Origin of the sequence: Capnocytophaga sp. oral taxon 332 str. F0381, from assembly GCF_000318275.2 — a bacterium.
In the GTDB taxonomy this organism is placed as follows: Bacteria; Bacteroidota; Bacteroidia; order Flavobacteriales; family Flavobacteriaceae; genus Capnocytophaga; species Capnocytophaga bilenii.
The window spans coordinates 1-12957 of record NZ_KB291273.1; the positions used below are offsets into that span (position 1 = coordinate 1).

Annotated in this window: 14 protein-coding genes and 1 pseudogene; 13 read left to right on the forward strand and 2 right to left on the reverse strand. The window is 38.1% G+C overall.

Annotated elements, in window-relative coordinates; genetic code table 11:
- Both HMPREF9075_RS02895 and HMPREF9075_RS02900 read left to right on the forward strand, forming a co-directional pair.
- A partial coding sequence (locus HMPREF9075_RS02895) for a leucine-rich repeat domain-containing protein (protein WP_009414981.1) occupies positions 1–820 on the forward strand: 820 nt, incomplete at its 5' end.
- A 3-nt stretch (positions 821–823) separates the two neighbouring features.
- A complete protein-coding gene (locus tag HMPREF9075_RS02900; RefSeq protein WP_009414982.1) occupies positions 824–1333 on the forward strand; it encodes a GNAT family N-acetyltransferase in 510 nt (169 codons plus the stop codon).
- On the opposite strand, the gene HMPREF9075_RS02905 is transcribed toward HMPREF9075_RS02900, so the two are convergent.
- A complete protein-coding gene (locus HMPREF9075_RS02905) occupies positions 1323–2045 on the reverse strand; it encodes an ABC transporter ATP-binding protein (protein WP_009414983.1) in 723 nt (240 codons plus the stop codon). The genes HMPREF9075_RS02900 and HMPREF9075_RS02905 overlap by 11 nt on opposite strands.
- A gap of 96 nt (positions 2046–2141) precedes the next feature.
- Here HMPREF9075_RS02905 and HMPREF9075_RS02910 point away from each other — a divergent pair, with 96 nt between their 5' ends.
- The 10 genes and pseudogenes from HMPREF9075_RS02910 to mltG all read left to right on the forward strand — a co-directional run bounded on the left by HMPREF9075_RS02910 (position 2142) and on the right by mltG (position 11844).
- Positions 2142–2804 carry an RNA methyltransferase gene (locus HMPREF9075_RS02910; protein WP_009414984.1) on the forward strand — a complete coding sequence of 221 codons (663 nt, stop codon included), beginning with the start codon at positions 2142–2144 and terminating at the stop codon, positions 2802–2804.
- A 10-nt stretch (positions 2805–2814) separates the two neighbouring features.
- The gene (locus HMPREF9075_RS02915) at positions 2815–3363 is read left to right on the forward strand and encodes a tyrosine-protein phosphatase (RefSeq protein WP_034556617.1); all 549 of its coding nucleotides are present in this window, start codon (positions 2815–2817) and stop codon (positions 3361–3363) included.
- 7 nt (positions 3364–3370) lie between these two features.
- On the forward strand, positions 3371–4468 hold the full coding sequence (locus HMPREF9075_RS02920; protein WP_009414986.1) for a Nif3-like dinuclear metal center hexameric protein: 1098 nt from the start codon (positions 3371–3373) through the stop codon (positions 4466–4468).
- Between the two features lies 1 nt (position 4469).
- Positions 4470–5255, forward strand: coding sequence for a zinc ribbon domain-containing protein (locus tag HMPREF9075_RS02925; RefSeq protein ID WP_009414987.1), 786 nt, complete (start codon positions 4470–4472; stop codon positions 5253–5255).
- Between the two features lie 143 nt (positions 5256–5398).
- Entirely contained in the window at positions 5399–7204 is a 1806-nt protein-coding gene (gene typA / locus HMPREF9075_RS02930) for a translational GTPase TypA (protein WP_009414988.1), read from the forward strand.
- Between the two features lie 150 nt (positions 7205–7354).
- Complete coding sequence (gene rpsO, locus HMPREF9075_RS02935) at positions 7355–7624, forward strand: 30S ribosomal protein S15 (protein WP_009414989.1); 270 nt, start codon at positions 7355–7357, stop codon at positions 7622–7624.
- 122 nt (positions 7625–7746) lie between these two features.
- On the forward strand, positions 7747–9957 hold the full coding sequence (locus tag HMPREF9075_RS02940) for a polyribonucleotide nucleotidyltransferase (protein WP_009414990.1): 2211 nt from the start codon (positions 7747–7749) through the stop codon (positions 9955–9957).
- Between the two features lie 157 nt (positions 9958–10114).
- Positions 10115–10319: pseudogene (locus tag HMPREF9075_RS13085) on the forward strand (hypothetical protein); the annotation flags it as partial.
- A 6-nt stretch (positions 10320–10325) separates the two neighbouring features.
- On the forward strand, positions 10326–10748 hold the full coding sequence (locus tag HMPREF9075_RS02945; protein ID WP_009414992.1) for an HXXEE domain-containing protein: 423 nt from the start codon (positions 10326–10328) through the stop codon (positions 10746–10748).
- Positions 10749–10824: 76 nt separating this feature from the next.
- Entirely contained in the window at positions 10825–11844 is a 1020-nt protein-coding gene (gene mltG / locus HMPREF9075_RS02950) for an endolytic transglycosylase MltG (protein ID WP_009414993.1), read from the forward strand.
- A gap of 66 nt (positions 11845–11910) precedes the next feature.
- Here the strand turns inward: mltG and HMPREF9075_RS02955 are convergent, their stop codons facing one another.
- Positions 11911–12165, reverse strand: coding sequence for a hypothetical protein (locus HMPREF9075_RS02955; protein ID WP_009414994.1), 255 nt, complete (start codon positions 12163–12165; stop codon positions 11911–11913).
- 70 nt (positions 12166–12235) lie between these two features.
- Between HMPREF9075_RS02955 and HMPREF9075_RS02960 the strand changes: the two genes are divergently transcribed.
- Entirely contained in the window at positions 12236–12535 is a 300-nt protein-coding gene (locus tag HMPREF9075_RS02960; protein WP_009414995.1) for a DUF4286 family protein, read from the forward strand.
- Positions 12536–12957: the final 422 nt, after the last annotated feature.

Genomic DNA, 12957 nt, shown 5'->3' on the forward strand with positions numbered 1-12957 from the left:
TATAAAAGCAGCGGGTACTAATGGTACAAACGGCTTACCAGGGAAAGATGGTTCGGTAATTTATGCTGAGGCAGGCAAACCTACTGCTGACAAAGGAAAGCAAGGCGACTATTATATAGACACTGAAACTAAAATGTTCTATGGTCCTAAAGGTGCTACTAATTGGGATTTGAGTACAGGCTTCTCTCTTACTGCGCAACAGCTTTCTTCAGAAAACTACGAATTGAGCAGCGATGGGAAAACATTACTAAAATGGAAGAATGAAAAAACTCGCTTTATTGATATGAATGCTGACCCTAAGCTCAGAGCTGTAGAGAAAATAGGCGACAATGCCTTTGCTCCAATAGGTTCACCAGCTAAGGAACTTACTACGATACTTATAGGCGATAACGTGACTGAAATAGGCAGAGCAGCCTTTAATTCTTGCTATCGTTTGAAAACAATTGATATACCCGAAGGGCTTACTAAAATAGGTGAAGAAGCTTTTGCTAATTGCGTTCGCTTACAGCAAATAGACCTTCCTGAAACGATTACTTCTGTTGAAAAACTTACTTTCACAGGTTGTATAAGACTCAATAATATAGTGATACCTTCAGGAGTAACCGCTATTAAAGATAGAGCTTTCTTGGGTTGTACGAGCTTGAGTAATGTGTTTATACTACAAGAAACCGCTTTTGTAATAAGCACAACTGCTTTTGATAGTGCTAAAGCATTACAAAATATCTATGTACCTACTAATATTCAAAATGCAAATGATAAAGATAAATTTGTAAATCAATACAAGGCACTAAACCCTACTTATGCAGCTAAAATCCGATAGGAAATGAATGATATTAAACTCCGTCCAGCACTTTATGCCGAAAAGGCTACTATTTGGGATATATTGGCAGCTGCTATTGAAAGGCGAAAAGCCGATGGCAGCCAACAATGGCAAGATGGATACCCTAATGAGGAAGTAGTAGCTAATGATTTAAAAGAAAATTATGGCTATGTGTTGGAAAATAGTGGAGTGATAGTAGGTTATTGTGCACTTATCTTGAATAACGAACCTGCCTATGCAGCGATTGATGGCAGGTGGCTTACTAATGGCAACTATGTAGTAATTCATAGGATAGCAATTTCGCCTGACTATATAGGTAAAGGGTTGGTGCAAGTGATGTTACAACAGATAGAAACATTAGTGAAATACGATGAAATCCCATCAATACGAGTGGATACCAATTATGACAACGTTCCGATGTTGCATATTTTGGAGAAAATGGGCTATCGGTATTGTGGAGAAGTTCGTATGCGAGGAGGGCTTCGGAAGGCTTACGAAAAGGTTATTTTATAAATAACTCTTCTAAGCGCCCGCTTTGGGTTTGAGCTATGAGGTTGGCAGGCGTGTCCTCCATCAAGATGCTTCCATTGCTTAGTATGGCTAATCGCTGGCAGAAATCTTGAGCTTCTTGTAAGTGATGTGAGGTGTATAAAACCGACATACCCTTGGAGTTTAACTCTTTCAAATAGTTGATTATAATTTGTTTTGAGACGATATCAACCCCAACAGTAGGTTCATCTAAAAATAGGACTTCGGGTTGGTGCAGTATAGCAGCAATAAGGTTGATACGTCTTTTCATACCGCCAGAAAAATGCCCAATTTTTTTGTCGGCAACTTCCAATAAATTAACTCTTTGCAAGGCAGTTTCGGTTGCTTTGTAAAGAGTTTTTCCTTTTAACCCATAAAGGCTACCAAAATAATGCAAGTTTTCGCGAGCGGTAAGGGTAGGGTAGAGGGCGTACTCTTGTGGTACAACCCCTATTTTGTATTTAATAGATTTATCCTTATAAGTATGTCCGGCAATTTTGAAGCTACCCGCAGTGGGCTGTATACTTCCGAAGAGAATAGAAAGCAAGGTGGTTTTTCCTGCTCCATTAGCGCCTAAAATACCGTAAATTTCTCCTTTTTTCACTCTTAGAGAAACATCATTAAGCGCAAAATAATCAGCTTCTTTATATTTTTTGTAAAGGTGATCTACCTCTATAGCATTTACAAACTCCGCCATTTGATGATAATTAAAAACGCCGCAAGGTAAGAAGAATTTTGCTCATACCAAAATTTTTTATAAATTTGCCCCGTACCCCCTTCTTACATTATAACAATGACATTATTAGATTATTTACAAAACTTTATCACAGAAGAGCGCAAACAACGCTTTTTGGAAATTATATCCCAGCGCACCAATCATTTTACGGTAGCTATGGAAGATGTATTCCAAATGCACAACACGAGTGCCGTAGTGCGTACCTGCGAAGTTTTTGGTGTGCAACAGGCTCATAGCATAGAAGGACGTTACGGAAAGCGATTGGACGAAAAAATAGCAATGGGTGCCCAAAAATGGGTGGATGTGTTTAGGTATGATGATACCCAGAAATGCATTGATATCCTTAGAGAAAAAGGCTACCAAATTGTAGCTACTACGCCACATAAAGATGCCTATTTGCTGAATGATTTTGATATTAGCAAAAAAAGTGCATTTTTTTTCGGTACTGAAAAAGAAGGTTTATCAGAAAAAGTGCTTGCCCAAGCAGATACTTACCTGAAAATACCAATGGTGGGCTTTACCGAAAGCCTGAACATATCGGTAGCAGTAGCCATTGTACTACAACAACTTACAGATAAACTTAGGCGTAGTAATATCAAATGGCAACTTACAGACGAAGAACGCTACAGCGTTTTAGAACAATGGACGAAAATATCTGTAAGAAACGTGAATGACGTAATAAAACGCTATAATGAACTAAATGCCAAAGCAGAGAAGTAATTCAGAATTTATGAAAAAAAACATCTTATTTTATTGTTTCTTGCTATGTGTTACACTGCTGAGCGCACAACACAAAGCTACCCTCATACACAAAGACGCCAATTTTTATAAGGTAGATGATTTGCTGTATCGCAGTGAGCAATTGGTGAATGAAGACAAAGAAGTGATAAAAAGCACCAATATAAAAACCATTATCAACCTGCGCTATTTTACCCGTACAGGCGATAAAAAAATATTTACAAATAAAGAAGATATTCATCTTATTAACCATCCGTTGCTTACGTGGCGCATCAAAGCCCCTGAAATAGCGCAAACACTTAAACTTATACGAGAACAACAAAAGAAAGGAGCTGTATTGGTGCACTGCTATCACGGAGCTGACCGTACCGGTATAATGGTGGCAATGTATAGGATTATTTATCACAATTGGACTATAAATGAAGCAAAACAAGAAATGTTGCAAGGTCCTTATGGTTACCACAGCGTATGGAAAAACTTAGAAGCTCTTTTTACAGAACAAACCGTAAATGAGGTGCGCCAGCACTTAGGTATTAAATGATAAAGTAATGAAAATAAAAGATATAACAACATTATTGGAAGCAATAGCCCCTTTACCTTATGCCGAAGGTTTTGACAACGTGGGCTTATTGGTAGGCAACCGCGAAGCCGAAGTGCGTGGCGTGCTGATAACCATAGATACACTGGAGGCAGTAGTGGATGAAGCTATTGCCAAAGGAGCTAATCTTATAGTGAGCTTTCACCCTATCATATTTAGCGGATTGAAGTCGCTTACGGGTAAAAACTACGTAGAACGCGTGGTGATGAAGGCAATTGCAAATGACATTGCCATTTATAGTATGCATACCGCTTTGGACAACCAGCTGCAGGGGGTAAATGCTACTATGGCTGACAAACTAAAACTTACTAACAGACAGGTGCTTATACCACAAGCCCATACTATTTGCAAGCTCGTTACCTATATACCCCATAGTGGGGCAGCAATGTTGCGTGAAGCCTTGTTTGCAGCAGGGGCTGGAGCTATAGGCAATTATGACTGTTGCAGCTTTAACCTTGAAGGAGCAGGTACTTTTAAGGGGAATGATTTTTCACACCCCACAATAGGAGTCCGCAACGAGTTGCACACCGAGCCCGAAACCCAAATAGGAGTAGTTTTTCCACGCCATTTGCAGGGAAAGATACTAAAGGCATTGCGTGCAAATCACCCTTATGAGGAAATAGCTTATGAAGTGTATACGCTTGAAAATGACCACCAACATATAGGCTTAGGATTGCTGGGCGAACTTGAAAAACCTATAGAAGAAAAAGCGTTTTTGACCTATTTGCAAGAAGCATTTGCACTGCAATGTATTAGGCATTCGGCGTTGCGTGGAAAATACATAAAAAAAGTGGCTGTACTGGGCGGTAGTGGTGCTTTTGCAATAGAAAATGCAAAACGAGCAGGAGCAGACGCCTTTGTGACAGCAGACCTTAAATATCACGATTTTTTCAAAGCAGAAGACACTATATTACTTGCCGATATAGGGCATTATGAAAGTGAACAATACATAAAAAATCTTTTATTTGATTATCTTTCAAAAAAAATTACTACCTTTGCGGTCTCAATAACAACGGTTGATACCAATCCTATCAAATATTATTCGTAAAATGGTACAAAAATCAGACATTACTGTAGAAGAGAAATTAAGAGCGCTGTATGATTTACAGCTTATCGACTCTAAAATTGACGAATTGCAAAACACTCGTGGTGAACTACCTTTAGAAGTATCTGACCTTGAAGATGAAGTGGAAGGCTTGAAAAAAAGACACGTAAAATTCAAAGAAGAATTAGATGCTTTGCAAGCTGGTATTGCCGAAAAAAAGGCTAAAATAGAAGAAGCTAAAGGGCTTATAAAAAAATATACTACCCAGCAGAAAAATGTGCGTAATAATAGAGAATACACTTCTATTGCTAAAGAAATAGAGTTTCAAGAATTAGAAGTACAACTTGCTGAAAAACGTATAAAAGAAGGTAAAGCACAAGTAGATCTTAAAAAAGAAGCTATTAAACAAGTTGATGAAAAGAAAGCGGCTCGCGATGCACATTTAAAACATAAAAAAGCTGAATTGAGCTCTGTTCTTGCAGAAACTGAAAAAGAAGAAGCTTTCTTGAAAGAAAAAGCCGAAGAATACGCAGCAAAAATAGAAGACCGCTTGCTAAAAGCTTATCAGCGCATACGAGGCACCGTAATCAATCGCTTGGCAGTAGTGCCTATCCAGCGTGGTGCTTCGGGAGGCTCATTCTTTACAATTCCCCCTCAAGTACAAGCTGAAATTGCATCTCGCCGAAAAATCATCACCGATGAACACAGTGGAAGAATATTGGTAGACGCTGCTCTTGCCGAAGAAGAAAAAGAAAAAATGGAAGCATTGTTTAACAGCTTTCACGCTTAAGAATTTAGAGAAAATATAACGAAACGCAGTGGATTAAAAAAGTCGCTGCGTTTTTCTATAAAAGTAACTTGCTACAAATTATTGACAAATTGAAAATATTTTGTACTTTTGCACCCTCAAAAAAATAAAACATAGATATTTATATGACCGCTATTAGAAATATAGCCATTATTGCCCACGTTGACCACGGAAAAACTACCCTTGTAGATAAAATATTGCACCATTGCGCACTCTTTAGAGAAAATCAGGACTCTGGTGAATTGATATTAGATAATAACGACTTAGAGCGTGAGCGAGGTATCACTATACTCTCAAAAAACGTATCGGTTATCTATAAAGATATCAAAATTAACATTATTGATACTCCTGGTCACGCCGACTTTGGTGGTGAGGTAGAGCGCGTACTAAATATGGCTGACGGCGTATTGTTGCTCGTAGATGCTTTTGAGGGTCCTATGCCACAAACGCGCTTTGTGCTGCAAAAGGCTATTGAAATGAAACTGAAACCTATAGTGGTTATCAATAAAGTAGATAAAGAAAACTGTACGCCCGATGAGGTGCACGAAGCAGTATTCGACCTGATGTTTGAACTCGGTGCGGAAGATTGGCAGTTGGACTTTCCTACAGTGTACGGTTCAGCCAAACAAAATTGGATGTCTGAAGATTGGCATAAAAAAACAGATAGCATAGCTCCTTTGCTAGATATGGTTATTACTCATATTCCCGCTCCTAAAATAGAGGAAGGCAGCTTGCAAATGCTCATTACTTCGTTGGATTACTCTACTTTTACAGGGCGTATTGCTATAGGTAGACTACATCGCGGTACCTTAAAAGCGGGTATGAATATCTCGCTGATGAAACGCGATGGAAGTGTTGTGAAATCAAAAATAAAAGAACTGCACTTGTTTGACGGGTTAGGTCGTAAAAAAGTAGAAGAAGTGCAAGCTGGTGATATTTGTGCTATTGCAGGGCTTGAGGGTTTTGAAATTGGCGATACTATTGCTGATTATGAAAATCCTGAGGCATTGCCTACCATAGCAATTGATGAGCCTACGATGAGTATGCTTTTCACTATTAACGACTCTCCTTTCTTTGGTAAAGATGGTAAATTTGTTACTTCACGACACGTAAAAGAACGCTTGGAGCGAGAGCTTGAAAAGAATTTGGCTTTGCGTGTAGAGCCTACCGATAGTGCCGATAAATTTATTGTGTATGGGCGTGGGGTATTGCACCTTTCGGTATTGATAGAAACAATGCGCCGTGAGGGGTATGAATTGCAAATAGGTCAGCCACAGGTAATTATCAAAGAAATTGACGGAGTGAAATGTGAACCTATAGAAGAATTAACCATAGATTTACCTGAAAATGTAAGTGGTAAAGCAGTAGATTTGGTAACACTTCGCAAAGGAGAAATGCTAAGTATGGAGCCTAAAGGCGAACGAATGATTATCAAATTTATAATTCCATCACGAGGTATTATAGGTTTGCGCAACCAATTGCTAACAGCTACTGCAGGTGAGGCAATTATTCACCATCGTTTCTTGGAGTTTCAGCCTTATAAAGGAGAAATTGCAGGGCGTATTAATGGTTCGCTAATTTCTATGGAACAAGGTACTGCCATACCTTATTCGCTTGATAAGCTGCAAGATAGAGGAAAATTCTTTATTTTCCCAGGTGAAGAGATTTATACAGGGCAGGTAATAGGTGAAAACTCACGCAGTGGCGATATGGTGGTGAATGTGACGAAAACGAAGAAACTTACTAACGTACGAGCTGCGGGGTCTGACGAGAAAGTAAAATTGGCACCGCCTATCAAATTTTCGCTTGAGGAAGCATTGGAATATATTCAAAAAGATGAATACGTAGAGGTTACCCCTAAGAATATGCGTATTAGGAAAATTTATTTAGACGAAAACGAGCGCAAACGCCGCGAACGCGAATTTAGTTAGTAGGCTGTTTTTAGAGTTCTAAAAGGTATGATTTTATCCAAAGTTTAGGATTTTACCGAAAATATTCGTTATAAAATTTGCGTATATAAAAAAAAGGTTGTACTTTTGCAGCCGGAAAATGTACATAATAATCATTAAAATAATATTGGAATGTATTTAACAAAAGAAGTAAAAGCGGAAATTTTCAAGAAGTACGCGGGTTCAGAAAGCAATACAGGTTCAGCAGAAGGACAGATTGCACTTTTTACCTTTAGAATCAATCACCTTACAGAGCACTTGAAAGTGAATCGTAAGGATTTTAACACAGAGCGTTCATTGGTAAAATTGGTAGGTAAACGCAGAAGTTTGCTTGACTATTTGAAAAACACGGATATTGAAAGATATCGTGCAATTATCAAAGAGTTAAACATCAGAAAATAGACGAAAAAGAGAGGAGGCTTCAGCGCCTCCTTTCGTATAATATAAGAAGAAATAGTTTTTCATTGGTTTCGCGACCCAGCACACAACAACACAACGCAAATAATTAAAAATTAGGATTAAAAATGATTCCAGAAGTAAAAAAAGAGATCATCGATTTGGGTGATGGACGTACCATCACCATCGAGACAGGCAAATTGGCTAAACAAGCCGATGGTGCTGTTGTGGTACAAATGGGTAATGCGATGCTATTGGCAACAGTAGTATCTGCGCGCGAAATTAACCCCGAAACCGATTTTTTACCTTTAACGGTAGATTATCGTGAAAAATTTGCAGCGGCAGGGCGTTTTCCTGGTGGCTTCTTCAAACGTGAGGCACGCCCCAGCGACCAAGAGATTTTAACGATGCGCTTAGTAGACCGCGTATTGCGTCCGCTTTTCCCTAAAGATTATCACGCTGAAACACAGGTGATGATACAACTCATCTCGCATGATGAGAATGTAATGCCCGATGCCTTAGCAGGTTTGGCAGCCTCTGCTTGTTTGGCGGTATCGGATATTCCGTTTGATGGACCTATTTCGGAAGTGCGTGTAGGGCGTGTGAATGGAAAATTTGTGATAAACCCAAGTCGTGAGCAGTTAGAAGTTTCTGACATTGATATAATGGTGGGGGCTTCGAAGGATTTTGTGGCGATGGTGGAAGGTGAGATGAACGAAGTGAGCGAAAAAGATATGGCAGAGGCTATAAAATTTGCTCACGAAGCTATCAAACCTCACATTGAGGCGCAATTGCGTTTGGCAGAAAAAGTAGGTAAAACGGTAAAACGCACTTATGAGCCAGAAGTGGAAAATGAAGAAGTAAAAGCTAAAGTATATGATTTGGCTTATACTAAATGTTATGCAATTGCAAAAGAAAATACTACTAAACAAGAGCGTGGAGAAAAATTTGACGCTGTAAAAGAAGAGTGTTTGGCTCTCTTTACAGAAGAAGAATTGGAAGAACTTGCACCTATTGTAGGTCGTTACTTTGGCGATGCACAAAAAGAAGCTGTACGCAATCTTATATTGGAAGAAAATATTCGTTTGGATGGACGTAATACTACCCAAATACGCCCTATTTGGTGTGAGGTAGGTTATTTGCCTTCAGCACACGGTTCATCTATCTTTACACGTGGTGAAACCCAATCACTTACTACGGTTACTTTGGGTACTTCTCGTGAGGCAAACGTTATTGATTTACCTTCAGAACAAGGAGAAGAACGTTTTTACTTGCACTACAACTTCCCTCCTTTCTCTACAGGTGAGGCGCGTCCGTTGCGAGGTACTTCACGCCGTGAGATTGGACACGGTAATTTGGCACAACGAGCTCTTAAACGTATGATTCCTGCCGATTGCCCTTATACTGTACGTGTGGTATCGGAGATATTAGAATCTAATGGTTCATCATCGATGGCAACAGTGTGTGCGGGTACTTTGGCACTAATGGATGCTGGGGTGCAAATGGTAAAACCAGTATCGGGTATTGCAATGGGACTTATTAGTGATGGTGAGCGTTATGCAGTGCTTTCAGACATTTTAGGTGATGAAGACCACTTGGGTGATATGGACTTTAAGGTAACGGGTACTGCAGATGGTATTACAGCTTGCCAAATGGATATCAAAATAAAAGGACTTTCTTACGAAATATTGGAGAAGGCACTTAACCAAGCTCGTGAAGGGCGTATGCACATCTTGGGTAAAATCACTGATACGATAGCAAAACCAAATCTGACAGTGAAACCTCACGCTCCTAAGATTGTGAAAATGGATATGCCTAAAGAATATATTGGGGCATTTATTGGAACAGGAGGAAAGAACATTCAAGACTTGCAAGCTCGTACTAAAACTACTATTGTGGTGGAAGAAGTGGGTGATTTGGGAATTGTAGAAATCTTAGGTACTGATGAAGCTGGTATACAAGAAGCTATAGATGCTGTAAATGCAGTGAAATTTGAACCAGTAGAAGGCGAAACTTATACAGTGAAAGTGGTTCGCTTGGTAGAATTTGGAGCTTTTGTAGAGTTTGTACCAGGTAAAGATTCTTTGCTTCACATCTCGGAAGTATCGTGGGACAGAATAGACAAAATAGAAGATGTTCTTAAAGAAGGGGATATAATAGAGGTAAAATACCTTGGTATCGACCCTAAAACTAAGAAAACAAGAGTGTCACGCAAGGCATTGTTGCCACGACCACCACGTGAAGATCGCCCAGCAAGAGAAGATCGTCCTAGACAAGACAGACCTCAAAATGGGAAACCACGTAATGATCGCGATCGTAAAGATGGGCATAAGTCTTAGTTTTGCTAACGATAAGCTGCTGAAAAGCAGTGATTAGTGAGTATTTTTTTGTGTTCATAGTATTAAAAAAAACCGAAGATTTTATATATTTTGAAGTATAAAGTTTTCGGTTTTCTCTTTTTTTAGTACCTTTGCCTTCAGATAAAAGATTTCAAAAATGAAACCCTTTCTAATTTCAATAATAACTGATATGATTGAAGTGTCTGTAACATTGGTACATAATATTGTTACTGATAACAAGAACTTTCAGTGGCGAAAGGAAGTGGAGAATATTGAGTTATTAGAAGACGGATTTATTGAATATTACAAAGGCGGAGAATACACACTTTTTTAACAATATTCAAAAGAAAGAAAATGAGTATCAGTATATGGAAACAAATAAATATATACATTTATGGCTACCAATAATAGGGTTACATACTCTTCATCAGTTAGAAGAAAGTATTTCTTTTTGGCAGTGGTATATTGATTTTGTGGATAAGATACCCCAATGGTTGCAATTTTCAAAAATTTTAGAGAGTGCCCATTTGGCTAATGAGCATCCTGAATATTTTGTAGGAGCTTCTGTAGGACAAATTGCTTTTGTAGTACTTATTGCTTTTTTGTGTAGAAAGAATGAAAAAGCTACAAGAATAGCGCTTAGCGTATATCTTGTAGGATTGAGTTTCTTTTTGGTATGGCATATTTTGATAAGCTATTTCACTCATTCTTATTCCCCCGTAATGGTAACTTGCCTTATAGGTATCTACTTAATACCAAAATGGATAACTAGGATGATTAGTAGCAAGTAATATGATAAAATTGAGAAGAGGCAGGAGAGAGCTTGTTATCAAATATAAAAAGATATATAAAACAGATATATAGACAATGAAAAAATGGATAATATTGGCTGTAGTAGCTATTATAGGTGTACTAGGATTTTTTATTTATCGTGCTGTATTTGCAAGTAATACAGCTTTTAACGAGAAAGAGGTGGTACTCTATATTCCTACAGGAGCTGATTTTAGCGATGTATTGCACAAAGTACGTCCGTTGCTAAAAAATAGCTTAGCTTTTGAGCAAATAGCACAGCGAATGGGCTATTCTCATAGGGTGAGAGCGGGGAAGTATATTATTAAAAAAGGAGCGAATAACATTGAGATAGTACGTACGCTGCGTAGTCGCAATACTCCCATAAAAGTGAAGTTTAACAATCAGGAGCGGATAGAAGATTTGGCAGGGCGGATAGCCCAACAGATAGAACCTGATAGTACAGCACTGCTACGAGCTTTTTTAGATCCTACTTTTCTTGCTGAAAATGGTTTTACTGAAGCTACTGCGTTGGCGATGTATGTGCCTAATACGTATGAGTTGTATTGGAATACTTCGGCAATAGATTTTCGCAATCGGATGCTAAAAGAATATCTTCATTATTGGACTGAGGAACGCAAGGCATTGGCTGCCGCACAAGGACTTACGCCTGTAGAGGTGTGTATACTGGCTTCGATAGTGCAGAAGGAGACGGCTAAAGTAGATGAACGCCCTCGTATAGCAGGGGTGTATTTAAATCGGTTGCATATCAATATGATGTTGCAGGCAGACCCTACAGCTATTTTTGCAATGAAACACCATACGGGAGATTACAACTTAGTGATAAAACGAGTAACGGGAGTGCATACGAGTTTGGAGAATCCTTATAATACATATCAAAATTATGGCTTGCCTATAGGGCTTATCACTATGCCCGATTTATCATCAATAGAAGCGGTGTTGCACCCTGAAAATCACGATTATTTCTTTTTTGTGGCTGATCCTGAGAATTTTGGTTACCACAAGTTTTCGCGTACTTACTTGCAACATAAGGAGAATGCTAAGGAATACCGAAAAATATTTGATGTTAGTCGTTAGAAATCAGTCTGTTAGTTGTTAAATTTTGTATTTACCTAACGACTAATCGCTAACGACTAACTATGACTACAGACTATTTAGCTTTTGGATGAGTTCTCCAGCTTTTACTTGAAATTGTTTTCTTAAGTTTTTGAAATGAACTCCTTTGTTTTCAGCTGTTTTTTCAGCAAATTTATCCATTAAGCCGTCATAAGATTTGAGGGTTTCTCCTAATAATTTTTTACCCTCTTCGGTATTAGCTTTTCCTGTGAATAGAACAGCATCAATGATGTCGCCCAAAACGCAGTTAATTTCTTTTTTTAAATTGCGAATACTTGCCATAATTTGAAATGTTTTTTAATATGATGCAAAGATAAGGATTATTTTTTGAAATACAATAAATGAAATAGTTATGTATGTATATAATTTAACAGCAGTAGTAGAACAAAGCGTACTTGCCGACTGGCAAGAGTGGTTTGCTGCAGTTTATGAACCAACTTTAGCAGCTCAAGAAGGACTAAAAGTGCGCGTCTATAAAGTACTTGGAGCCGAAGAAGCTCAGTTTGCTATTCATCACGAAATGAGTAGTACAAGTGATTTACAAGAGTTTGTAAAAGGACAACTGCAAGCACTTGTTAACCAAGCAAGCAAACGCTTCGGTGAAAAAGTATTGTTTTTCGGTACTACCCTTCATTTAAACAAAGAATTTTGATTTAATAATTTATTTCTCCATTTCTCAATAATACTATAATTTTTACTCTCCTCTCACGAACTTTGTCAAAATTGATTTTTTTGATAATCAACCTTTTCACAGTATAAGAGGAAAGAAAAGAATGAAAATAAAATAGTTAAAATATTCAAATTAAAGTGTAAAAAAAACTAAAAACAAAACTTGTGCAATATAAAAATAAGTAGTATCTTTGTCGTGTTAAATAACCAAAGTTTCTACTATGATTAACCAATATCAAAAAAGTTTATTATTGATTTTTCTACTATTTTCTACTATATTATTAGGAAAGAATAAAAAGACTCTTATAGAAGCTCAAGACGATACTTACACTGTTACCTATAGCAACGAACCTCAAACAGTAGGTAGTGTTTATGATAACGACCGCTACGGCACGGCTACCCCTA